Below are 23,628 nucleotides of genomic sequence, written 5' to 3' on the forward strand. Positions count from 1 at the left end.
CAGACGCCGGTGGCCTCACTCTCCGGCGCCTCAGGAGGCAAGGGAATGATACCCAAGGGTCCGATCCTATTGGCGGTACTGGCAGCGGGCCTGCTGACAACGGCGGGAACGCGCGCGCAGATTGCGGAACAGATGCCGGCGCTCGGCACGACCGACGCGGCAGCCGATCTTGCCCGCGAAATCCTTTCGACCGTTGAGCCGGACAGCCGCATCGCCGTTCGCCCACTGCGCGGCAGCCAGTCCAACCTGACCTCCAGCGTCGCCCGGGACCTTTACGAAGCCGTCCTGAATGCCCTGTTCAAGGCGTCGTCCGGCAATCATACGATCCTGACCCGCGAACGCCTGTCCCAGGTCTACGAGACCTGCGAGGAATTCTTCACCTGTGGCGACTACGCTGCCCGTCTGGAATCCGCGCGCGCCGACGTCGAGGTACAATGCGCCGCTTCCCCCGGGCCCAAACAGGTCCGGTTGTTCTGCTCGGCGGTCGAAATCGAAACGACCGTTACCGTCGGGCGCGGTCATGCCGTCTTCCCCCTGTCCGCCCTCTCCCCGGCCCGCGACTGGGCGCAAGCAATGGCGGGACTGGCGGCGGATTTAAACGGTTCGGTGGCGCTGCCGGGCAGTCTGGAGCGGGTGCATATCATCGACCAGACGACCGGCACGCATACCGACTTTGCCGCGCTGCTTTCCAACAAGCTCCGCTTCGAACTGGGGCGACGCATGACCCTGCGCCAGGGCGATCTTGTCGACGCCGCGCAGGCGCGCAGACAATTGGGCTATGAGGACGAGCCGCTGCCGGTCTTTCCCGGGTACAGTTTGCGCGGGGTAATCTGGCCAGCGGGCGAAGACCGACTGACACTGACGGTCGACCTGAACCATGACGGACGCACTCTGGCCATGGCCACGACCGACATCGCCGCGGACAGCATTCCCGAATATCTGCAGAACGGCACGGGCGATGTGAACGGGCGGGTTTCCGCCTCTGCCCGGGCCATCGTTTCCGATCGACTGGACCATCGTTCGGCCATTCGGGCGGCGACCAATCTCGCCCGGGCGAGGCTGATCGCCCAGGCACTTGGCATGGCGGGGCCGATAGTCGACCTGATCGCCACGGAGGCCGACGCCACCCAGGCGCTGGGGGACGCCCTGGAACGCGGCCTGCCCTATGACGAAGTACTCGAAATCCTGGAGCCCGCGGATAGCGACGGTAGCATCTCCGTGCATCTGACGGGACGGATTACCCCTGTCGGACGTGCCGGCGCGCCGGATATTCGCGCGGCCTTGAGCAGGAACGTCTATGAAGCGGGCGATCCGATCTCGCTGACCCTGTCCACCGACCAGCCGGCAAGGATCGGCATATTCGCCTGGGGCGCGGACAATCGTGTCGTTCGCCTCTATCCGGCGGACGGGATCGCGGCCCCGGACCTTGCTGCCGGCGAGGCTGTCACCCTTCCCGCCCCTTCGGAAGATCGTCAAATTCAATCCGCCCCTCTGGTATTGGAAGGTGAGGAAAATGCGGAGGATCACGAGATGCTGATCCTGGTTGCGACGAGCGGGGCCATCGACTTTGCGACCCTTGCCCCGGCATTGGGCCAGAGCGCGGCCGAGACATCGGCCAAGGCGACCGAAGGCGCGGCGTTCTTCCAGGCCCTGGTCGGGCTGGGCATGACGGACAAGCGCATCCTGGCGCTGCCCTATCAGATCCGGGAATAGCCCGATCAGGCCGGCGTGGTTTCCCGCACCACCCGCGCAAACGTCAGGACATCCACCGCACCGGCCCCATCCCGTTTCAGACGGCGTGCTATGGCATTGACCGTCGCGCCGGTGGTCATCACGTCGTCGATCAGCAGCACCCGGCGACCGGCGATGTCGTCCTTTCTGGTCGGGTCGGTCCGAAACGCACCTTCGACATTGCGCCGACGGGCGGAAGGCGACAGGTGACCCTGCGTCGGTGTATGACGCTTTCGGATCAGGATGTCGGCCGAAAGCGGTTTTCCGGATTCTGAAGCGAGTGACTTTGCCAGCAATACAGATTGATTGTATCGACGATCCAGCAGACGCCGACGGTGCAGGGGAACCGGCATGATCAGATCCGTACTGTCGAGCAGTTCAGAACCGACGCGCGCCATCCACCGTGACAGGCCGGGTGCCAGATCCGTACGGTCCCCGTGTTTGAAGGTGATCAGAAGTCGGGCGATGCGATCATCATAGGCGACGGCGGCCCGGGCACGGTCGAAACAGGGCGTGGATGACAGGCACCCCCCGCACCGGGCCCCCGCGCCGAAATCCAGTTCGAACGGATAGCCGCACTGGGCGCATTGCGGTGACGAAATGAACCGGACACTGCGCCAGCATCCGGTGCACAATCCGCCATGACTTCCGGTCTGACAGCCGCAGGACAGGCAACGGGGCGGGAGGACGAGATCAAGCAGCGCCGATCCGCCACGCCGCAATCCGTGCAGCAGGGGGCCAAATGACAGCCCGTTTTCTATGGGTCGAAGGTCGGCCATGTCAGGGTGCCTTCACGTTCCACCTTTGGCACCAGCGCTACTTCCCAATCCAGATATCGCTGCATTGCGGCCTGATCGAGTTCCAGATCGTATGGCTTATGAAAGACGTCCTCCTCTGCGGAGAATGGCTGGCCGATCCCCTCCTCCATGGCGCCGCCCGCCGCCTTCCATGCCGCATTGCCACCGTCCAGCACTTTGACGCGATGGACACCGGCGCGGGTCAGGTCCTGGGCCGCCAGGATCGCCAGGCGCGGATCATCGGCCGTGAAGACAATCCAGCGGGACGACAGAATCGGTGCCAGGTCGGTCATTGCACGGGACCGAATCGCGAATTGAGATCCCGCCGGATGGGCCCGCCGGTGCGCCAGGCTTCGGGAGAAATTCACCATGGGCACATCGTTCAGTTTCAGCGCATCCTGCGCCGAAATCCGGGCAACGGACATCAAATCCAGTTCATAGACATGATCATCCGGCATCCCGGCTTCCGTGCCGCGCTGCCCGATGCCGCCCGCCACGACCGCCACGTCGGGCCATCCCATCTGAATCAGCCAGGATGCCGTCATCGTCGCGCGGGTCTCGGTATCGTCGGCCAGGATGATACGCGCGTTCTGAACGCCGACATATTCGTCGGTCGCCTGGACAAGCTGACCGCCCGGCGCGTGGCGGAAGCCCGGCACATGACCGGCCTCGAACTCTTCCTTGGTGCGAACATCCAACAGGAAAGTGGTGCGTGCCGGATCGTCCCGCCAGGATACCACCTCATCCCAACCGATGCGCGAGACGCCGAACTTTCGCCCGACATCCGCCGCCGCAGCCCGGGCCCAGGCATCCGCACCGGCATCCGGATAGGGGGCGACTTCGGTCGCACCACGGGCACAGTCATAGCCGGCCAACATCCAGCCCATCGTGCCATTCTCCAGCGCCACGACCCTGTTCGGTACGCCGGCATTGATCAAGGACTGCGCACCGATGATCGAGCGCGTCCGGCCGGCACAATTGACGACAATCGTCGTGTCCTCGTCCGGCACCGCCTCCCGTACCCGGTGCACCAGTTCGGCACCCGGAGAATCCACCCCGCCGGGGATCGACATGTTGTGGAACTCGCGATAGGGGCGGCTGTCCAGAATGGCGAGCTTGTCGCCCGCCTGCTGCATCTCCGCCAGGTCCCGGGCGGAGATATGCGGCGTACCGAAACGGGCCTCGACATATTCCCCGAACGCCTTGGAGGGGACATTGACGCCGCTGAAGAGGATATGACCCGCAGCCTCCCATGCATCGATGCCGCCCTGCAGGATCGAAACGTCGCTCCACCCCGCGAAGCCCAGAACATCGGCGGCCTTTTCGGTCAGGCCCTCCCCACCGTCGCAGAGCACGACCGGGACGTCCTTCCGGGGTATCAGCCGCCGATATTCCAGTTCCAGCCGACTGAGCGGCAAATTGACGGCACGCAGGATATGGCGCTGACCGAAGGCCCCCTGTTCACGCAAATCGATCAGGGCGATTTCTCCGCCGCTCTTCAATTGTCGGTGCAGGCTGTCGGCGTCGATGGACTTGGCAGTCACGCGTGTCCCCCTGTTTCGTATTGCGGGCGGGCAGTGTAAGAGGTTGGCCCAGACTTGGGAAATGTTAGTGACACCGGATTTCAGGACCGCATGCCGACGCATCAGACCGACGAGATCGAGATTTTCGACCGCGCACTCCTGCGGAAGCGGCGGGAACGCACCGCTCGGCGCAGCGGCGATCACGACTTTCTGTTCCACGAAGTCGCAGGTCGTTTGACCGACCGTCTGGAGGATGTCTCCCGCCGGTTCGAATTGGCGCTGGATCTCGGCGCCCGGGACGGCACGCTCGGCCGCGCCCTGCTGACCTCCGGCAAGGTGGACCGTGTCTTCTTCGCCGACCGTGCCGGCGCTTTTGCCGGTCAATCCGCGGAGGGCGGGCCGTCCGTTGTCGCAGATGAGGAACTATTGCCCTTCGCCCCCGGTAGCTTCGATCTGATCGTGTCGAACCTTGCCCTGCATTGGGCGAACGACCTGCCCGGCGCACTGGTCCAGGCCAATCGCGCCCTGCGTCCGGACGGTCTGTTCCAGGCAGCCATTCTGGGTGGCGAGACCCTGACTGAACTGCGCCACTGCCTGATGGATGCGGAAGAGGAGGTCAGCGGCGGCGTGTCGCCGCGCATTTCCCCCATGGTCGACCTGCGAGATGCGGCCGGGCTGCTGCAGCGGGCGGGCTTTGCCCTACCCGTAGCCGATCTGGATCATATTGAAGTCACCTATGAGGATCCGTTCCGGCTGATGGCGGATCTGCGGGCGATGGGCGAAACCAACGCGCTGCGCGATCGGTTGCGGCATCCGACCCGCCGCGCCGTATTCCTGAGGGCCGCACAACTCTACGCGGAGCGGCATCAGCGGCCGGACGGGCGGCTGTCGGCGCACTTCGATGTCATCTATCTGCATGGCTGGCGCCCTGCGGAAACGCAGCCCAAACCACTGCGGCCCGGCAGTGCCGCCGCGCGCCTTGCCGACGCCCTGGATTCCGAGGAAATCGGGACCGGAGAACCGCCGGCGCCAAAATAATTCGGCTTTCCTCTTGAACAGGTAAAACGATCGTTCTACATGTGCGGCATGACCGATACCGCACATCAGATATCCGCGCGCCTGGAAACCTGCTTCGCCCGCCAGGGCTTTGCCGAGCCCGGCGTTGACACCGTCAGGGAAGCGGCCGGCGTCAGCCTGCGCACGCTCTACAAGTATTTTCCATCCCGCGAAGACATGGTGATCGGCGCCCTGGAACACCGGCACCGGCGCTATCTGGACCATCTGACCGCCGGACTGCCGGACGGGCCGGGCCCCGCCCCATTGCATCATCTGACCGACCGGGTAGCCGCCTGGATGATGGATGAAGCATCGACCGGGTGCCTTTTCCTCAGCGCGCTGGCCGCACATCCGGATAGCGACGCGATCCGGAAAACCGTCGCGCGACACAAATCCGAGATCCGCGACGCCTTGGTCGGATTTGCCGACCGTGCCGCGCCGGATGAGGGCGCAGACCGGCGACGGGCCATCGCAAATGCCCTGTTCCTGATGCACGAAGGGCAGGTCGCCGCCACGGCAACCTGCGGTGCGAAGACCGCTGCCGAGGCGGCCCGTCAACTGGCAGCAACCCTCCTGATCGAAAAGGTGATGCAATGAGCCCGGACCTTCCCGAGACCATGCGCGGCGTGGTGCTGACCGGCCATGGCGGCCTGGACAAGCTGGAATACCGTACGGATCTGCCTGTCCCGCAGCCCGGTCCCGGACAGATCCTGATCAAGGTCGCCGCGGCTTCCGTCAACAATACCGACGTCAACACACGGATCGGCTGGTATTCCAAATCCGTGCGCGGCGACACCGGCACGGGCGGCACCGACGGCTTCGCCGACGATGTCGACACGGATGGCGGCTGGGCCGGAGAGCCGATCCGATTTCCCCGGATCCAGGGTGCCGATTGCTGCGGGCGCATTGTAGCCGTGGGGGACGGCGTCAACGCCGCGCGCATCGGTGAAAGGGTTCTGGTCCGCACGATGCAGACAACCGGGGCCAGCGGGAAAGCTTTCGCGAGTTGGACCTACGGCTCGGAATGCGATGGCGCCTTCGCGGAATATGCGGTGGCGGACGCCCCCGAAGCCGAGCCGGTTCTGTCCACCGACTGGACGGACCTGGAACTGGCCACCATCCCCTGCGCCTACACGACCGCCGAGGGAATGCTGCAGAGGGTTGGTCTCGGTGCGGAAAAGGTCCTGATCACCGGGGCCGCCGGCGGGGTCGGTTCCGCCGCGGTGCAGTTGGCGAAGCGGCGCGGCGCCGTGGTCACCGCCATGACCTCCCCTGAGAAGGTCGACGCACTCCGGGCCCTCGGCGCCGACGACACGATCGGCAGGAATGACGACATCCCGCAGGAGCGGTTCGATGTTGTGGTCGATCTGGTGGCGGGCCCGCGCTGGCCGGATTTGCTCAATGCCATTCGGCCCGGTGGGCGATATGTCACATCAGGCGCGATCGCCGGCCCCATCGTCGAACTGGACGTGCGCACGCTCTATCTCCGGGATCTGACCCTCTTCGGATCGACCTACCAGCCGCGCAACATTCTGCCGGACATTATCGGCTACATCGAACGCGGAGAAATCAAACCGTCGGTCGCCGCCGTCTACCCGCTGGAACAACTCGTCGACGCGCAGAAGGCCTTCCTCGACAAGGGGTTCGTCGGCAAGATCGCCATCGACGTGGCGGCGGAGCGCTAAACCCAGTCGCGCAACTGCGCCACCAGCGGCACGTCCGCCGGGGGCATCGGATAATCGCCCAGCCGCGCGGGCCGGACCCAGGCCAGTTCCTGCCCTTCGCGCGGCTGCGGCGTGCCCTGCCAGACGCGGCAGACGTAAAGCGGCATCAGCAGGTGGAAGTCGTCATAGGCATGGCTGGCGAATCCGATCGGGGCCAGGCAGCTTGCCCGTGTATCGATCCCCAACTCCTCCTGCAATTCACGGATCAGGGCCCTTTCCGGTGTCTCTCCATCGGAGACCTTGCCACCGGGAAACTCCCAAAGGCCGGCCATCTTCTTACCTTCCGGCCGCTTGGCAATCAGGATGCGCCCGTCGCGGTCCACCAGCGCGACCGCAACGACGAGAACGATCGGCACGTCCCGCTCCGCTTCGAAAAGGCCCTCGCTGGCATCCCAACATCCACTCATGCGCCGCCTTCCTTCCAGTCCGTCTCGTCCAGTTCGTACCAATTCACATCGACATCGCGTTCCCGCGCCGGGGCATGGATCCGCACGACACGTTCAAACCGCATGCCCAGCCGCCGAACCAACTGGTTCGATGCATCGTTTTCAAGGAAGACCCGGGCATAGAGCGACGTCAGTCCCAGGTCGCGAAAAGCATGATCGATGCCGGCTCGCGCCATCTCACCGCCGAAGCCCCGTCCCCAAACCGGCTTAGCAACGATATAGCTGATCTCCGCCCGTTCAGGATCACCCTCGGCGAAGGTCAGACCGAATTGCCCGACATAGCTCTGATCGTCATGACGCCGTGCGGCGAGAAGGTGAAACACCCCCTGCCGCCGCTTCTGCATAGCCTCCGCAATGAACTTGCGCGCGCCGTCTTCCGGATAGGGGTATGGAATGCTGGACGTGTAGCGCACCGATTCCCAATCCAGACAGCTCGCCTGAACGTCCCCGGCATCGTCGAGGGAAATCGGACGCAGGAACAGACGCGCGGTGCGGACGGGATAGGGGAAGTCAACTGCGGTAATCGGCATTGATGTCGATATAGGCGTGGGTCAGATCACAGGTCCAGACCCGGGCCTTTCCCCGTCCCACCCCGACGTCGACCTCGATGTGGATCTCGCGGCCCTTCAGATGCTCGGTCACGGGCGCTTCGTCGTAATTCTGAACACCCTCGCCCTTTTCAGCGATGACGACGCCGCCCATGGCGACGGTCATGCTGTCGCGATCGGCCCGCTCACCCGCCTTGCCGACGGCCATGACCACACGGCCCCAGTTCGCGTCCTCTCCCGCGATGGCGGTCTTCACCAGCGGGGAATTGGCAATCGACAGACCGATCTTGCGGGCGGCCTTGTCGGATGCCGCGCCGGTCACGTCGATGGTGACGAATTTGGATGCGCCCTCACCATCCTTCACGACCTGATGCGCCAGATCGGTCAGCACGTCCAGCAGGGCGGTGCGGAACCCCTTCAACGCCTTGTCCGACGACTTCTTCGGCGCGACATTGCCCGCGGCCCCGGTCGCGGCCAGCAGCAACGTATCGCTGGTCGAGGTATCGCCGTCGACCGTAATGCTGTTGAAGCTCTTGTCCGTCGCCTTGCGCAGCAGTTTCTGAAGGATCGCCGGCGGGATGTTGGCGTCGGTGAAGACGAAGGACAGCATGGTCGCCATATCCGGCGCAATCATGCCCGATCCTTTCGCGATCCCGGCGATGGTGACCGGCACGCCGCCGATATCGCAGGTCGCCGACGCCGCCTTCGCAAAGGTGTCGGTCGTCATGATCGCCTGCGCCGCCTTGCGCCAGCCATTGGGCGCCAGCGCGGCGTGCAGTTTCGGCACGGCCTTCGATATCCGGTCCGTCGGCAGTTTCTGACCGATCACCCCGGTGGACGCGATCAGGATGTCCTTCTTCCGGCATCCGATGGCCTCGGCCGCCATGGTGGCCATATGCTCCGTGCCTTCCATACCGGCACGACCGGTAAAGGCATTGGCATTGCCCGCATTGACCAGAATGCCCCGCGCCGTGCCCTTTTTTAGGACCTGGGCGCACCAGTCGACCGCCGACGACCGTGTCAGGGACGTCGTCAGGACCCCCGCGACAGAGGTTCCGGGCGCCAACTCCGCCATGAAAAGATCCGGCCGCCCCTTGTACTTTACGCCGGCAGCGGCACCGCCCAGGGTGACGCCGGCGATTTCCGGCAGAGTCGGGAAGCTCTTCGGAGCGAAAGGAGAGACGGCGTCGGCCATGGCGCGGGTTCCCTGGTTAAGGATCGATCCGTTATTGCGGAGGGGCAGGCAGCGGGTTGCCGTCGAGGTCGAAGCGTTCGACCTCCGCCCCCCGGATGGCTTCTTCGATGACCGCCCGCACATGCTGTTCCGCCAATTGCTGACGGAAACGCGGCGCCAGTTCCTCGAAGGAAGGCGGCGTGATCTCGCGACGCTCGTCCACCAGGATGACGTGGTAGCCGAACTGCGATTTCACCGGGTCGCCGGTGAAGGTATTCGGCTGCAGCGCGAAAGCCGCATTCTCGAACGGTTCGACCGTCTCTCCGCGCTTCAGCCAGCCCAGATCTCCGCCCTTCGCGGCAGAACCACTGTCGATCGACTGCTCCGCCGCCAGATCCGCGAACGGCGTCCCGTCGGTCACTTTCTGGATGATCTCGCGGGCTTCTTCCTCGGTCTCGACCAGGATGTGGCGCGTCTTGATCTCGTCACCGCCCGGCTGCTGCGCAACCCAATCGTCATAGGCCTGGCGGACCTCTTCGTCCGCGACGCGCGCTTCCGCCGCGTTGATCAGGTAGTACTGATAGATCAGCTCGTTTTCGGCCTGACGCATGCGCTCCTGGATTTCAGGCAAGTTCTGCACGCCTTCCTCGCGCGCCTCGGCGGCGATGACACGACGGCCGATCACTTCCTCCAGCAGCAGCGGATACAACTGCTCGACGCCCTGCGCCTGCACTTCGCGGGGCAGTTCGCGGAACAGGCGGACCAGATCCGCCTCGGTCACGGCATTGCCGTTGACGGTCGCGACGGTCTTGCCGCCGGATTGCGCCGCTGCGGGGCCTGCACCGGCGAATCCGGCAACCGCGAAGACCAGGGCGGCGGCCGACAAACCGATGCGAAACTGCGGCGACAAAAGCGGCATGGTGAACCTCTTCGAAATTAGATATGAACCGATACGGAGGCCCCGAAACGGGCCGTCCTTTTTCGCAGCGCACGAAACCACGTCCCGCCGTCGATCACAAGCATTACGGCGGGGTTTCTCCGCCTTCCGGGACCGGATGGGGGCAGGCACGCGTTGACAGTCGGGCGGCAGCCCCTTATCTCCAAACGCGCGGATGCGCTGCCCGGATTTCCCGGGATTTTCGTATCTCTGTCGCGGTCGGGCTCTGCAGCTCCTCCTTCGTCGAACCAATTGCTCCAATCACAAAGGTCACGTCTTTCATGCTGGGCGGTTTGCTAAAGAACGTGTTCGGGTCCGCCAACGACCGGATCGTGAAACAGATGCGCAAGCGCGCCGAGAAGATCGGGGCGATGGAACCGGAGATGGAGGCGCTGGACGACGCCGCGCTGCGGGCCAAGACGGACGAGTTCAAGCAGCGCCTCGCCGATGGGGCGACCGAGGACGACATTCTGGAGGAAGCCTTCGCCGTCGTACGCGAGGCATCGAAGCGCGTCCTGGGCATGCGGCATTTCGATGTGCAGTTGGTCGGCGGCATGGTCCTGCATCAGGGCAAGATCGCCGAAATGAAGACCGGGGAGGGCAAGACCCTGGTCGCGACCCTGGCCGTCTATCTGAACGCGCTGTCCGGCAAGGGCGTCCATGTCGTCACCGTCAACGACTACCTGGCCCGGCGCGATGCAGGCTGGATGGGTCGGATCTACGAGTTTCTGGGCCTGACCGTCGGCGTTGTCGTACCCGGCCTGGACGAGGCGGGTCGGCAGGCCGCCTATCGTTGCGACATCACCTACGCGACGAACAATGAACTGGGCTTCGATTATCTGCGTGACAATCTGAAGTTCCGTCTCGACCAGATGGCCCAGCGCGAGCCGCATTTCGCAATCGTCGACGAGGTCGATTCGATCCTGATCGACGAGGCCCGGACGCCGCTGATCATTTCCGGCCCGACCGACGATTCCTCCGAACTGTACATGACGGTCGACGCGCTGATCCCGCTGCTGTCGGAAGAGGACTTCGAAAAGGACGAGAAGCAGCGCGCCGTTACCCTGACCGAAGTCGGGCAGGAGCGGATCGAGGAACTGCTGCGCGAGAAGACGAGCCTGCTCGGCGAGGGCGGCCTGTACGATGTTCAGAACGTCACTGTCGTGCATCACGTCAACCAGGCCCTGCGCGCGCACAAGCTGTTCACGCGCGACGTCGACTACATCGTCAAGGACAACAAGGTCGTCATCATCGACGAGTTCACCGGCCGCATGATGGAGGGCCGCCGCTATTCCGAGGGCCTGCACCAGGCCCTGGAAGCCAAGGAAAAGGTGGCGATCCAGATGGAGAACCAGACTCTGGCCTCCATCACCTTCCAGAACTATTTCCGGATGTATGAAAAGCTGGCGGGCATGACCGGCACGGCCATGACCGAGGCCGGGGAATTCGCGGAAATCTACGGTCTGGAAGTCGTCGACATCCCGACCAACAAGCCGATGCAGCGCATCGACAATGACGACGAGGTTTACCGCACGTCGACGGAACGCGATGCCGCGGTGGTTCAGCAGATCCTGGAGTGCAACAAGAAGGGCCAGCCGGTCCTGGTCGGCACGGTATCGATCGAGAAATCGGAGCAGCTGGCCGGCGAGTTGAAGAAAAAGGGGATCAAGCACCAGATCCTGAACGCACGCCAGCACGAGCGCGAAGCCTACATCATCGGTGAAGCCGGTGTGCCGGGCGCCGTGACCATCGCCACCAACATGGCCGGCCGCGGCACCGACATCCAGCTGGGCGGCAACCTGGAACTGCGCCTGGAGCGTGAACTGGCGGACATCGAGGATGAGGCCCTGCGCGCCAAGAAGCGGGCGGAGATCGAAGCCGAGATCGCCAAGAAACGCGAAGAGGTCCTGGCTGCCGGCGGCCTGTTCGTCCTGGGGACGGAACGCCATGAGAGCCGTCGCATCGACAACCAGTTGCGCGGCCGGTCGGGCCGCCAGGGCGATCCGGGCGAATCCAAGTTCTTCGTCAGCCTTGAAGACGACCTGATGCGCATTTTCGGGTCGGAACGCATGGATGGCGTCCTGCGCCGCCTCGGCCTGGAGGAAGGCGAGGCGATCGTCCACCCCTGGGTCAACAAGGCGCTGGAAAAGGCCCAGTCGAAGGTCGAGGCCCGGAACTTCGAGATCCGCAAGCAGCTGCTGAAATTCGACAACGTGATGAACGACCAGCGCAAGGTCGTGTTCGAGCAGCGCAAGGAACTGATGGGCGATGACGATGTCAGCGAAACCATCAAGGACATGCGCGCCGAGACCGTCGACGAGATCGTCGACCGCTGCATTCCGGAAAAGGCCCTGCCCGAGGAATGGGCGCTGGATTCGCTTCACGAGGAATGTCTGCGTGTCTTCGGCCTCGATCTGCCGATCGCGGATTGGGCCAAAGAGGAAGGCGTCGGCCATACCGAATTCCGCGACCGGATCGGCGATGCCATCGACCGCAAGATGGCCGAGAAGGCCTCGCGCTATGGCGCGCAGGTCATGCGCATTGCCGAACGCAGCCTGCTGCTGCAGCTGCTGGACAATGCCTGGAAGGACCATCTGCTGCAGCTCGACCATCTGCGCCAGGGAATCGGACTGCGCGCCTTCGCGCAGCGCGATCCGTTGAACGAATACAAGACCGAAGCCTTCTCGCTGTTCGAGGGAATGCTGACCAGTCTGCGCAGTCAGGTCACCCAGGTTCTGGCCCATGTCGAACTGCGCTCTGACGCGGAGGAGAACATGGCCCGCCGCCAGGCCCCGACCACGCAGCAGGAACTGCGCCCGGCCGCCGAGGACGACATCGCCGATGCGACATCCGGCAGTGCCAGGGAGGGGGCCACCCAGACGGCCTCCGCGACGCAGGTCGTGACGGAGGACACCCCGCCGCCGGGCTTTGTGCGTCACGAGGCAACGGGACGCTGGCTGCATCCGGGCGACCCGAACACCTGGGGCAAGATTCCGCGCAATGCGCCCTGCCCCTGCCAGTCGGGCAAGAAGTTCAAGCACTGCCACGGCAAGGCCTGACCGATCCGTCGGATCAGGCCTTCACGCCCCGGCGATAGGCCCCCGGCCCCAGCCCGGTTTCCTTCTTGAACCGGGCCGAAAAGGACGGCAGCGACTCGTAGCCGCATCGCGCGGCGATCTCCGCGACATCCAGATCCGTGCCTCGCAGAAGCTCGCGCGCGCGAATCATCCGCCACAGGCGCAGATAGGCCGCGGGGCCCATGCCGGCCTTCTTCGCGAAGGCCTCCGCAAAGGCTGAACGGGACATGCCCGCCATTCGCGCCAGATCCGGCAAGGTCCACGGCATTTCCGGCCGGCTGTGCATCGCCCGGACGGATCGACCGAGGCGTTCGTCGGCCAGGACCGAGACGAACCCGCCCGATGCTCCCTGAGCGGCATCCGTCATTCTGCGGATCACCAACAGGAACAGGGTCTCGATCGTCCGTGTCAGGATCGCGGTCTTGCCGCCCTGTCCGGCACCGGCTTCCGCCACAAGAATGGCGGTGATCGCCGAAAGTGCCGCATCTGCTTCGATCTCGGCTCGCCGCAGGATCAGCATCGGCGGCAGCTGAGTCAGCAGGGGATGGCTATAGCCCGATCGGAATTCGCAGAACCCGCATAGCAGTTCGGTCCGAGCCCCGTCCGTACCCAGATGGAAACGGCCCTCCGGCGACAGCCTGCCCCGCGCCAATGCCGCCGAAAGCGGCATGGGTTGACCGGCGCGACCGCGAAACAGGGTCTGCGTCACGCCGTGGGGAACAATCGCCCAGTCGCCTGCCGACAGGGTTTCCGACGTGAATCCAGGCACCGCCACGCCGCAGGACCCCGATAGGCCGAGATGGAAGCGGATCGTGTCGCGGTCCGGCGGGACCGCCACCGCAAAATCGCCACGCAGATCAGCCGCGAAATACAGCCCCCCTGTCAGGCGCAAGGCGTCGAACACGTCCGTCAGCGGATCTGCGGTGTCGTTCATTTGGCTTTGGACGTTTCGATAAAAATATTGGCCTTTTGAAGATGGTCGTCTGACCATCCTCCTGTCAATCATCCGTCTCCAACCGTCCGGAGACGACAATGACCCTTGATTCCATCCTTGCCCTGTTCGGCTTCGCCTTCGTGATGTCGCTGTCACCCGGCCCCGGAAACTTCCTGCTGCTTGCCTCCGGGGTGAATTTCGGTTTCCTGCGGTCGCTGCCCCTGGTCCTTGGGATCAGTTTCGGCTTTCTGTCCATGGTGTTCGTTGTCGGGATTGGCTTTGGCGAGGTCTTGCAGCGCGCGCCCGTCATCATGACGGTGCTGCGCCTGTCATGTGCCGCCTATGTTTTTTATCTGGCCTGGAAGATCGCCCGTATCCGGTCGCTGGGCACCGCCGAGGCGAGGGACATGCCCCAACCGATCGGCTTCGTCCAAGCCGCGCTGATTCAACTCGTCAATCCGAAAGCCTGGGCCGTCGCCCTGATCGTGACCGTGTCCTACACCGATCAACAGGATTACCTGACAAGCCTGATCACGCTGATCGGGCTCTTCGCCCTCGTCAATCTGCCGACCATCAGCGTCTGGGCGGTCTCCGGCGTTGCGCTTCGGCAGTTCCTGTCAACCGAAAGGCGCCTGCGACTGTTCAACGGGGGCATGGCGGTCCTGCTTCTGGCGACCATGATCCCGGTTCTGGCCGACGGTGTGCCAATCCTCAACTGACGTCCTTCTCATCCCGTGACGCTGCCGCTGAGAGTCGTAGCAAGTTCCTGAATTAGGCCCTATCATCTCGAAGTACGAATATATCCAGGGTCAGGTTTCCGGAACGGGACGCATGGAATCCGATTTCAACGTCTTTCTGCTGTTGTTGAACAACATATCGATCTTCGTTGTCCTGATCGTCGGCTATGCGTTCCTGATCGATGCCGTCAGAGACTGGCCGAAATGGCGGCGTCAGGCGGTGCTGGGCCTGTTCTTCGGCCTTGTCGCGATCGGCAGCATGTATGTCAAAATCCCGGTGGTCGAAGGCGTGATCGTCGATCAGCGGAATGCAATCATCGTGCTCAGCGGCGCATTCGGCGGCCCCTTTGCCGCGCTGGTCAGCGGCACGATTGCAGCCGCCTATCGCACCTATCTGGGTGGCGCAGGGGCTCTGGCGGGTGTTTTCGGCGTTACCTTGTCCGCCATGGTGGGCGCAGGCCTGTATTACATGCGGTGGTACAAGAACGACCTGGTCACTCTCGCGACCGGGGCCTTCCTGGCGGTATTGCTCACCGCCCCGGGGTTTCTTCTGGTGGGCGACCTGGCCTTCGGGCTTGAATTGATGAAGCGCATGCTTCTGCCCTGGGGCGCCGCCATTTTCATGGGCATATTTCTGGGCGGATTGCTGCTTTCACGTGAAGACAGACGCCAGAAATCGGAAATCGATAAGCGGAAGAGCGAGGCGCTCTACAGGCAATTGTTCGAAAGCTCCATGGTTTCGCTTTGGATTCTGGACCTTCGTCCTCTCGTCGAGACGCTGCGGGCCCTTCGCCGGGCCGGTGTCACCGACCTTCGTGCCCGTCTGGCCAACAGCCGCGATTTCCGCGCCGATCTTTCCGACAAGATCATCGTGACCCATGTCAACAAGGCGTGTCTTAACATGTATGGCGCCCAATCCAGCGAGGAGTTGATTGGCCGCCGGCACCATGTTTTCGGGCCCGAGTCCTGGGACGTCCTGACCGAACTGGTCGTCGCCATCTGGGAGGAACGCAGAAGCCTTATCGTCGAAACCGAACATCGAAGCCTCGACGGGCGCAAGCTGACTGTTCTGGTGTCCATACCCATTCCCAAGGATGACGCGGGCTATGCGGCCATCCCGGCCAGCATCATGGATCTGACCGACCGTGTCGCGGCGGAAGGCGAAAGAGACCGCGCCCTGCAGAAGGCCCAGGAGGCGGACAAGGCCAAGTCGGATTTTCTTGCCGCGATGAGCCACGAGTTGCGAACCCCACTGAATGCGATTCTGGGATTTTCCGACATCATTGCGCAACGAACGCTGGGCGCTTCAGGATCGGGCAAGTATCAGGAATATGCAGGATATATCCATTCCAGCGGCGAACTGCTTTTGTCGCTGGTCGACGATATCCTGGATATCGCGGCGATTGAATCGGGGCGCAAGGCGCTGAAACTGTCCGAGTTCGAACTGCCGCGGCTGGTCGACGAAAGCATTTCAATGCTGGACACAAAGGCAAGCGCGGCCGGCGTGACATTTCATACGGACCTGCCGGATTCCTTGTCGCCGGTGGTCGGCGACCGTCGCGCCGTGCAGCAGATCCTGTTGAACCTCCTGTCCAACTCGGTGAAATACACCCCGACCGGGGGGCAGATCCGGATTGCCGCAAAGTCCGCGGACGACCGCACCTCAATCAGCGTCGCGGACACAGGCAAGGGCATCCCCCCGGACCGGCTGACCGATATCCTGCAGCCCTTTGTGCGTAGCGAGGACGACCCGATGAAGGCGCAGGAAGGCTGGGGGCTGGGCCTGTCGATTGCCCGTTCCCTCGTCGAGCTGCATCACGGCCAGTTCGATATCGACAGCACACTGGGTCAGGGAACCACCGTCACCTTCGACCTGCCCAACCCATTGAATGGAGGCGACCGGCCCGTCCTAACGGAACAGCCCGGTTAGCAGTTCGCGCATTGCAGTGGCATAGACGGTCGGGTCCGCACCTTCCGATACGGCCAGGGCTGCACGGTCGAACGCCGCCGAAAGGAGTTGCGCCAGTTCCTCCAGCGGCAGGTCCGACCGGCCATGCCGTTGGGCGGCATGAGCAAGTCCGGCATGAAGCGTGCCGCCCCCGGTCTCACGATCGATCTCCGCCAGGGCATCCGCGCCTAACACGGCGGGACCGTCGATCAGCAGGATCCGGGCACGCCCGGCCGCGCGCATCGCCCGGAAATAGGCCTCCGCCCCGGTGACAAGCGCCTCGATCGGGTCGCTGAGATCGAGCGCGGCGCTTTCAATCTCGCCTGCCACCGCTGTCGCCTCCTGCACGACCACGGCACGGAACAGGTCCGCCTTGTCCGCGAAGTGATGGTAGAGCGCCCCGCGTGTCACGGCGGCGGCCTTCACGATCTCCGGCGTGCCGGTTTCCGCATAGCCCTTTTCGACGAAAAGCGTGCGCGCCGCCTTCAGTAGCTTGCCGCGGGTTTCCTCCGACCGGTCGCGGTTTGACCGTCTTGTGGATTCTTTTTGTTGCATACATACAGCCTGTATGTTAATTCACTTTCACATACACACTGTATGTATCTTTTCTAAGGAGATCAACAATGCGCTGCACCCAGTACTACCCCGTGATCATGACCGATGATGTCGCCGCCACATCGCGCTTCTATCAGGACCACTTCCGCTTTCAGGCGGTGTTCGAGGCGGACTGGTATGTCCACCTGCAATCGAGTGAGGACGAGAAGGTGAACCTCGCCATTCTGAAGGGCGATCACGAGACCATTCCGGCCGTCGGCCGGGGCCGGGTATCCGGCCTGCTGCTGAATTTTGAGGTAGAGGATGTCGACGCGGTCCATGACCGGGCCAAGGCTGACGGCCTGCCGATCCTGCTGGAGCTCCGAGACGAAGCCTTCGGCCAGCGCCACTTCATTACCAGCGACCCGAACGGCGTCCTGATCGACGTGATCAAGCCGATCCCGCCCAGCGCCGAGTTCCTGGCGCAATACGCCCCGGACGCCGTACCGGCCTGATCCGAACCGTTGCACCCGTCATTCCGGCACCGGCCGGGGTGACGGGTGAGGCGGTCTAGACCCGACGGGCCACCACGAAATGGCTTGGCGGCGATTTCGGATAATCACCGGTCTCAATGATTTCGAATCCGGCCTTCCGGATCTCTGACTCCAATCGACGGGTCGACAGGAAATTCACGTAGGGGGCCTTGCCGAACAGGCGCATCACGATGATCGCCAGCCACATGGCGCGCCACGGCCCCTGAAGGCAGACCGACTTCGAGATGAACAAGCCGCCGGGTTCGACCCGGTCACGAATCTCCGTCAGGGCGGCCGGCAGATCCGGCAGCAGATGCAGGAAATTGAACGCCGTCACGACATCATAGGTCTCGCCACCCAGCGTCCCGTCGCCCGGGGTACCCTGCCGAAAATCGACATTGTCCACCCCCTGATCGAGGGCCTTTTTCCGGGCGATCTCGATCATCCGGGCCGAGATATCCGTCGCTGTGATCCGCCCGGACGCATTCGCCAGCTTCAGCGCCGTGGTTCCGGTGCCGCACCCAAGTTCCAGGACGCGGTCCGTCGGTTTCAGATATGCCCGAACCCGCTCCAGGGTCTTCTCATAAGCGGGTACATCCTTTACCGGACTTGCCGCGTATTTGTCCGCCGCCCCATCCCAGAAACGCTGTGCCGTCGTCATCCTGTCCTCCCCGCATCGGTGTGGCTCTGCCTAGAGGCTCGGTTGCGCGGATGCAAGCACTGGTAGGTGGCAGTTCACGGTCATGTTATCGGCACAACGGTCGGCAACCGGAGACATCGAAGAACACGACACCGGTGAGACGCGAGCGACTGTTGCCTTCGGCACACAAACCGTTTCCCGAAGGGACGCTTATCGCCCAGACTGTTCGGCACTATCTTCCGGTCCAGGTTTCTAGGAGACACGAAATGCATATCGACCGGATCATCAAGGGTATGGAAACGTCCGACGGCGACGGGGTGCGGCTGACCCGCATGATCGGCACACCGCAATGCGACATGATCGACCCGTTCCTGATGCTGGACCGGTTCGATAACGACGACCCGAACGCCTATATCGGCGGCTTCCCGGATCACCCCCATCGCGGCTTCGAGACCGTGACGGTGATGCTGGACGGTCGGATGCGGCACCGCGATTCGACCGGCGGCGAGGGCGTGATCGGTCCGGGCGACGTGCAATGGATGACTGCGGGGCGCGGGATCGTGCATTCGGAAATGCCGGAACAGATCGAAGGCCGCATGCGCGGTTTCCAGCTGTGGGTCAATCTGCCGGCCGCGAAGAAGATGACACCGGCCGGTTATCAGGATCTGACCGAGGCGAAGATTCCGGCGATCGAGAAGGATGGCCTGACAGTGCGGGTGATCGCGGGCTCCTATGACGATATCGAAGGCCCGGCCCGGACACAGACGGATATCCGCCTGCTGCGTATCGACGCCGCCCCGGGTTCAACGATCCGACTGCAGGCACCCCGGGATCACAATGCCTTCGTGAGCGTCTACGAGGGGTCGGTCTCGGGCCCGGACGCGCAGGACGCGGCCCGCAGCGTCCCCGCACCCTCGCTGGCGGAACTGACCGGCGGGGGAGAGGTTACACTGACAGCCGGTGCCGAAGGGGCCGCCCTGTTCTATGGCGAAGGGCGCCCGATCAACGAACCCGTCGCCCGCTACGGCCCCTTCGTGATGAACAGCCAGGACCAACTGATCCAGGCGGTTCGGGATTTTCAGTCCGGACGGTTCGTCTGACACCCATCAGGGGAACCGCCCGCCGTCAGTATCCCGCGTCCTGATTGCCGCCGACGTCTCCATCGGCGGCCGGCGCCTCTCCGCTGCCCTTCTTCTTGCAGGCGGTCAGCAGGGCTGCGAGCAGCCCCAGGGCGGCGAGATGCATGGCAATTCGTCGGGTCATGCCCGTCGTCTCCTTGTCCGTTCAGCCCAGGATATCACACCACAAGGCCGAACACCCAACCGGCCAACAGGGATCCGGTCAGAGCGAGGCCGAGATACAGCGAAAAGGCCTTGGCCCGCAGCACCGGCAGGATCGCCATCGCGCCCCAGATGCTGACAACGCCGCCCGAAACCAGGAAGGCCATCGCCGCGCCGGGCGCCATGCCGTGTTCGATCAGGCCGCGGGTCAGGGGCAGGGCCGCATAACCGTCCAGGTAGGCCGGCGCCCCGACGAAGACCGCCAGCGGGACGGCCCACCACACATCCCTGCCCACCAGCGGCGCCAGGGCGTGCGGGTCCAATGCCATCTGCAGCAGGTATTCCGCCGCGAATGCCGGGGCCAGACAGATCAGGATCAGCCTGGCGGTCGCGCCGTACTGTTTCAGGAACAGGCGCCGGCGTTCCGCATCCGCCCAGGGCGCCGGCACGAATGTCGCCGGTCCGCAACCGCAACCCGTGTCCAGGCTGCGGACAAGGGAATTGTCGCGCAGGGGCGCAAGCACCCACGGCCTGGCGGCGACAAGTCCGGTCGCGCAACCGCCCAGCAGGCCGATCCCGAAGGCGGCGAGCGTCTTTCCGATCGCAAATTCCAGGCCCAGCGTCGCGGCAGTGGTCGCCAGCATCGCCGGATCGGTCACCGGGGAAGACAGCCAGAATGCCATGACCGGCGCCAGCGGCACGCCCGCCGCCAGCAACCCCACCATCAGCGGCAGCACGGTGACGCCACAGACCGGCGCCACCGCACCGATGGCCGCTGCTGCCAGGACGGTCTTGACCACATGGCCGTTGAACAAGGAGGCCACCCGACCGCCGGCACCGCTGGCGATCACCCAGGCGGCGACCAGGATTCCCGGCAGGACGATGGGCGCGACGGAAACCAGCCCTTCGACGACGAAGATCAGTGTTTCCAGGGCCTTCTCGGGATGGGCGACCGCAGCAATAGCCGTCACGCCCCCCGCCAGCCAGAACAGGCCCCGCCAGCCGACAAGCGGTCCGAAACTACCGGCCATCCGTTTCATCGTCGTCTCCACCCTTGCCAAACATCACGCTGGCTGAAATCTGGGGCAGGGCTTACTATTTGTGAAACTCGTATTTTATATCAAAGGTATTTGCATGACTGATACCTCAATCGGCAGAACCCTGGACAGCGATGTACTGCGTACCTTTCTGGCCGTGGCGGATGCGGGCAGTTTCACGGGCGGTGCGGAACGGATATTCCGGACCCAGTCGGCGACCAGCCTCCAGATCAAACAGCTCGAAACCCTTCTGGGCCGTCAGGTCTTTGAGCGGCATGGTCGGGGAGTCCGCCTGTCGCCGACCGGTGAGCAGTTGGAGAAGGTGGCAAGGCAGGTCGTGGGCGATCTCGACAGAACCCTGAGCACCTTCACCGGGGCCGGCGCGGCCGGAAAACTGCGCGTGGGCATTCCCGACGAGATCCGCCACGGCGTTCTGTCCCGTGTTCTGGGCGATTTTGCCGCGGCGCATCCGGCCACCGAAATCGTGGTGCAATGCGCGATGAGCAGCCGGTTCGCCGCGGCCATCGACAATGGCGATCTGGATCTGGCGGTCTATGATGCCGATCTCGTCGCGCCGGATGCCGAGATCCTGATGCAGGAAACCGTTCACTGGGCGGCCTCCAGAACGAAGACGGCCTGGCGCCGGGACCCGCTGCCGGTCGCGCTGTTCGACCGCGATTGCTGGTGGCGCGACGCGGCCCTGGAGCATCTGGCCCGGATCAGGCGTGCCTATCGCATCGTCTATTCCAGCGAGAGCGCGGGAGGCGTCCTGGCCGCCCTGGATGCCGGGATCGCCGTGGGCATGCTGGCCCGCAGCAGTCTCCATGACGGCCTCACCGTGCTCGGCGCGCAGGACGGTTTCCCCGACCCGCTGCCGAACACGACCCTGGTTCTGCGGCGTGCCCCGGCCCTGAAGGACGATCCGGCCGCCGACGCCATGTCGGACGCCCTGCGATCGGCCTTCAGGCGATGACCGGCGCGCGTCAGGACTGAAGTTCCGGCAGGTCCCTATAGAGGTCCAGCGCCTCCGGGTTGGCCAACGCCTCGGCATTCTTTACCGCACGGCCGTGGACGACGTCCCGGACAGCCAGTTCGGTAATCTTGCCGGAGCGCGTGCGCGGGATATCCGCCACCGCGATGACCTTGGCGGGGACATGGCGCGGGGTGCAGTTGCTGCGGATACGGGTCTTGATCGCCTTGATCAGATCGTCGGTCAGGTCCTGGCCCGGCTGCATGCGGACGAACAGGACGACGCGCGTATCGTTGTCCCAGATCTGGCCGATGACGATGGATTCCAGGATTTCCGGGAAACTTTCGACCTGGCGATAGATTTCCGCCGTACCGATCCGCACGCCACCCGGGTTGAGCGTCGCGTCCGACCGGCCGTAGACCGTGAAGCCGTGATGTTCGGACTGGGCGATGAAGTCGCCATGGGTCCAGACATTGGGATACTTGTCGAAATAGGCGGCATGATAGCGTTCGCCCGTATCGTCGCCCCAGAAGCCCAACGGCATGGACGGGAAGGGTCGGATGCAGACCAGTTCGCCCTGTTCGCCGACCACCGGCTTGCCGTCGTCATCGAAGACATTGACCGCCATGCCCAGCCCCGGCGACTGGATCTCACCGCGCCAGACCGGCTTTACCGGATTGCCCAGCATGAAGCAGCCGAGAATGTCCGTGCCGCCTGAGATGGAACTGAGCTGCAGGTCCTTCTTCACATCGCGGTAGACATAGTCGAAGCTCTCCGGCACCAGCGGCGACCCGGTGGAGCACATCACCCGGACGCTGGAAAGATCATGGGTCTCGATCGGCTTCAGCTCCGCCTTGGCACAGGCGTCGATCCATTTCGCCGACGTGCCGAAGATGGTCCATTTCTCATCCTGCGCATAGTCGAACAGGACATTGCCGTCCGGTGCGAAGGGTGAGCCGTCATAGAGCATCAGCGTGGAGCCGCAGGCCAGACCCGCGACAAGCCAGTTCCACATCATCCAGCCGCAGGTGGTGAAGTAGAAGGTCCGGTCTTCCGGTCCCGCATCGCAATGCAGCAGATGTTCCTTCCACTGCGTCAGCAGGGTTCCGCCGGCGCCGTGGGTGATGCATTTCGGCTTACCCGTCGTGCCCGACGAATACATGATGTAGAGCGGAATGTTGAATGGCAGCTGCGGGAAGTCGATTTCCTGCGCCGGGAAGTCGGCAATAAAATCCGCCAGGGACGCCGCGCCCGCCACCATATCGCAGTCCGGCACCTCCGCGATCAGCGGCAGTACGACGACCTGCTGCACACTGGGCAGGTCGGTCAGGAATTCGCGAACCCTCGGCAGGCTCTCGATGGTCTTGCCGTTGTAGAAATACCCGTCCGCCGTAAAAAGGACCTTGGGCTCCGACTGTCCGAACCGGTCGAGCACGCCCTGCACGCCGAAATCGGGTGAGCAACTGGTCCAGACAGCGCCCAGGGAGGCCGTCGCCAGCATCGCCGCGATGGTTTCCGGCATATTGGGCACGAAGCCGGCGACCCGGTCGCCCTGCCCGACGCCGGCTGCCGCCAGCGCCTGACGCAGGCGCGAGACCAGATCGTAGAGCTCGTTCCAGCTCAGCCGTTTCCGGGCCTTGTTTTCGGCCCGGAAGACGATGGCATCGCTGTCGTCACGCCGGGACAGTAGGTTCTGGGCAAAATTGAAGCGGGCATCGGGGAAGAACTTGGCACCCGGCATCTTGTCGCCGTCCGCCAGAACACGGTTCCCCTTGGTCTCGGCCTTGATCCCGGCGAAGTCCCAGAACGTATCCCAGAACTTTTCGACCTCGGTCACCGACCACTGCCACAGTGCATCGTAATCCGGCAGATCCACGGACCAGCGCCGTTCGCATTCCTTGCGGAACTTGGTCATGTTGCTGGCTTCGACAGCCTGCGGATCGGGCGTCCACAGCGGCTCGGTCATCCCCCTCGACTCCTTCTCGAAAATTGGCCCCAGAAA

The 23,628-nt window shown here is 63.9% G+C and carries 22 protein-coding genes; 10 read left to right on the forward strand and 12 right to left on the reverse strand.

All coding sequences use genetic code 11. The features are described 5' to 3' along the window. Positions 1 to 45 precede the first annotated feature (45 nt). The gene (locus tag R8L07_06495; GenBank protein MDW3205177.1) at positions 46 to 1,713 is read left to right on the forward strand and encodes a hypothetical protein; all 1,668 of its coding nucleotides are present in this window, start codon (positions 46 to 48) and stop codon (positions 1,711 to 1,713) included. 5 nt (positions 1,714 to 1,718) lie between these two features. On the opposite strand, the gene R8L07_06500 is transcribed toward R8L07_06495, so the two are convergent. Together R8L07_06500 and R8L07_06505 are read right to left on the reverse strand one after the other, a co-directional pair. Then, positions 1,719 to 2,510, reverse strand: coding sequence for a ComF family protein (locus R8L07_06500; protein ID MDW3205178.1), 792 nt, complete (start codon positions 2,508 to 2,510; stop codon positions 1,719 to 1,721). Continuing rightward, on the reverse strand, positions 2,489 to 4,072 hold the full coding sequence (locus tag R8L07_06505) for a rhodanese-like domain-containing protein (protein MDW3205179.1): 1,584 nt from the start codon (positions 4,070 to 4,072) through the stop codon (positions 2,489 to 2,491). Before R8L07_06505 ends, R8L07_06500 begins: the two co-directional genes overlap by 22 nt. Before the next feature lie 90 nt (positions 4,073 to 4,162). Between R8L07_06505 and R8L07_06510 the strand changes: the two genes are divergently transcribed. From R8L07_06510 to R8L07_06520, 3 genes are read left to right on the forward strand one after another with little or no spacing between them, the layout of a single operon-like run. After that, the gene (locus R8L07_06510; GenBank protein MDW3205180.1) at positions 4,163 to 5,089 is read left to right on the forward strand and encodes a methyltransferase domain-containing protein; all 927 of its coding nucleotides are present in this window, start codon (positions 4,163 to 4,165) and stop codon (positions 5,087 to 5,089) included. A 48-nt stretch (positions 5,090 to 5,137) separates the two neighbouring features. Then, the gene (locus R8L07_06515; protein MDW3205181.1) at positions 5,138 to 5,704 is read left to right on the forward strand and encodes a TetR/AcrR family transcriptional regulator; all 567 of its coding nucleotides are present in this window, start codon (positions 5,138 to 5,140) and stop codon (positions 5,702 to 5,704) included. Continuing rightward, positions 5,701 to 6,792, forward strand: a complete 1,092-nt coding sequence (locus R8L07_06520; protein MDW3205182.1) for an alcohol dehydrogenase family protein — start codon at positions 5,701 to 5,703, stop codon at positions 6,790 to 6,792. The genes R8L07_06515 and R8L07_06520 overlap by 4 nt, the downstream gene beginning before the upstream one ends. On the opposite strand, the gene mutT is transcribed toward R8L07_06520, so the two are convergent. The 4 genes from mutT to R8L07_06540 are packed head-to-tail and all read right to left on the reverse strand — an operon-like array spanning position 6,789 to position 9,918. Continuing rightward, positions 6,789 to 7,238 (reverse strand): 8-oxo-dGTP diphosphatase MutT, encoded by a 450-nt coding sequence (mutT, locus tag R8L07_06525; GenBank protein ID MDW3205183.1) that lies wholly within the window; start codon positions 7,236 to 7,238, stop codon positions 6,789 to 6,791. The genes R8L07_06520 and mutT overlap by 4 nt on opposite strands. Continuing rightward, positions 7,235 to 7,807 (reverse strand): GNAT family N-acetyltransferase, encoded by a 573-nt coding sequence (locus R8L07_06530; GenBank protein ID MDW3205184.1) that lies wholly within the window; start codon positions 7,805 to 7,807, stop codon positions 7,235 to 7,237. The genes mutT and R8L07_06530 overlap by 4 nt, the downstream gene beginning before the upstream one ends. Then, positions 7,788 to 9,020: a bifunctional glutamate N-acetyltransferase/amino-acid acetyltransferase ArgJ gene (gene argJ, locus R8L07_06535; GenBank protein MDW3205185.1), complete on the reverse strand. Its 1,233-nt coding sequence runs from the start codon at positions 9,018 to 9,020 to the stop codon at positions 7,788 to 7,790. The genes R8L07_06530 and argJ overlap by 20 nt, the downstream gene beginning before the upstream one ends. A gap of 31 nt (positions 9,021 to 9,051) precedes the next feature. Next, complete coding sequence (locus R8L07_06540) at positions 9,052 to 9,918, reverse strand: peptidylprolyl isomerase (GenBank protein ID MDW3205186.1); 867 nt, start codon at positions 9,916 to 9,918, stop codon at positions 9,052 to 9,054. 299 nt (positions 9,919 to 10,217) lie between these two features. On the opposite strand from R8L07_06540, the gene secA reads away from it, so the two are divergent. Continuing rightward, positions 10,218 to 12,995, forward strand: coding sequence for a preprotein translocase subunit SecA (gene secA, locus R8L07_06545; GenBank protein MDW3205187.1), 2,778 nt, complete (start codon positions 10,218 to 10,220; stop codon positions 12,993 to 12,995). A 13-nt stretch (positions 12,996 to 13,008) separates the two neighbouring features. On the opposite strand, the gene R8L07_06550 is transcribed toward secA, so the two are convergent. Then, entirely contained in the window at positions 13,009 to 13,947 is a 939-nt protein-coding gene (locus R8L07_06550) for an AraC family transcriptional regulator (GenBank protein ID MDW3205188.1), read from the reverse strand. Positions 13,948 to 14,045: 98 nt separating this feature from the next. On the opposite strand from R8L07_06550, the gene R8L07_06555 reads away from it, so the two are divergent. Continuing rightward, a complete protein-coding gene (locus R8L07_06555) occupies positions 14,046 to 14,666 on the forward strand; it encodes a LysE family translocator (protein ID MDW3205189.1) in 621 nt (206 codons plus the stop codon). A 112-nt stretch (positions 14,667 to 14,778) separates the two neighbouring features. Further along, on the forward strand, positions 14,779 to 16,614 hold the full coding sequence (locus R8L07_06560) for an ATP-binding protein (GenBank protein MDW3205190.1): 1,836 nt from the start codon (positions 14,779 to 14,781) through the stop codon (positions 16,612 to 16,614). Here R8L07_06560 and R8L07_06565 read toward each other — a convergent pair. Next, positions 16,594 to 17,187 (reverse strand): helix-turn-helix domain-containing protein, encoded by a 594-nt coding sequence (locus R8L07_06565; protein ID MDW3205191.1) that lies wholly within the window; start codon positions 17,185 to 17,187, stop codon positions 16,594 to 16,596. The two genes, R8L07_06560 and R8L07_06565, sit on opposite strands and share 21 nt — an antisense overlap. Before the next feature lie 68 nt (positions 17,188 to 17,255). Between R8L07_06565 and R8L07_06570 the strand changes: the two genes are divergently transcribed. After that, entirely contained in the window at positions 17,256 to 17,681 is a 426-nt protein-coding gene (locus R8L07_06570) for a VOC family protein (GenBank protein ID MDW3205192.1), read from the forward strand. Between the two features lie 55 nt (positions 17,682 to 17,736). Here the strand turns inward: R8L07_06570 and R8L07_06575 are convergent, their stop codons facing one another. After that, the gene (locus tag R8L07_06575) at positions 17,737 to 18,360 is read right to left on the reverse strand and encodes a class I SAM-dependent methyltransferase (GenBank protein MDW3205193.1); all 624 of its coding nucleotides are present in this window, start codon (positions 18,358 to 18,360) and stop codon (positions 17,737 to 17,739) included. Positions 18,361 to 18,605: 245 nt separating this feature from the next. Here R8L07_06575 and R8L07_06580 point away from each other — a divergent pair, with 245 nt between their 5' ends. Beyond that, complete coding sequence (locus R8L07_06580) at positions 18,606 to 19,439, forward strand: pirin family protein (protein ID MDW3205194.1); 834 nt, start codon at positions 18,606 to 18,608, stop codon at positions 19,437 to 19,439. Positions 19,440 to 19,464: 25 nt separating this feature from the next. Here the strand turns inward: R8L07_06580 and R8L07_06585 are convergent, their stop codons facing one another. Together R8L07_06585 and R8L07_06590 are read right to left on the reverse strand one after the other, a co-directional pair. Continuing rightward, on the reverse strand, positions 19,465 to 19,602 hold the full coding sequence (locus tag R8L07_06585) for a hypothetical protein (protein ID MDW3205195.1): 138 nt from the start codon (positions 19,600 to 19,602) through the stop codon (positions 19,465 to 19,467). A 34-nt stretch (positions 19,603 to 19,636) separates the two neighbouring features. Next, positions 19,637 to 20,659 (reverse strand): permease, encoded by a 1,023-nt coding sequence (locus tag R8L07_06590; GenBank protein ID MDW3205196.1) that lies wholly within the window; start codon positions 20,657 to 20,659, stop codon positions 19,637 to 19,639. A gap of 94 nt (positions 20,660 to 20,753) precedes the next feature. Between R8L07_06590 and R8L07_06595 the strand changes: the two genes are divergently transcribed. After that, positions 20,754 to 21,629 (forward strand): LysR substrate-binding domain-containing protein, encoded by an 876-nt coding sequence (locus R8L07_06595; GenBank protein ID MDW3205197.1) that lies wholly within the window; start codon positions 20,754 to 20,756, stop codon positions 21,627 to 21,629. A gap of 10 nt (positions 21,630 to 21,639) precedes the next feature. Here R8L07_06595 and R8L07_06600 read toward each other — a convergent pair whose 3' ends face one another. Then, positions 21,640 to 23,592 carry an acetoacetate--CoA ligase gene (locus R8L07_06600; GenBank protein MDW3205198.1) on the reverse strand — a complete coding sequence of 651 codons (1,953 nt, stop codon included), beginning with the start codon at positions 23,590 to 23,592 and terminating at the stop codon, positions 21,640 to 21,642. Positions 23,593 to 23,628 lie beyond the last annotated feature (36 nt).

Source organism: Alphaproteobacteria bacterium, from assembly GCA_033344895.1.
Taxonomy (GTDB): Bacteria; Pseudomonadota; Alphaproteobacteria; order UBA8366; family Aestuariispiraceae; genus Pacificispira.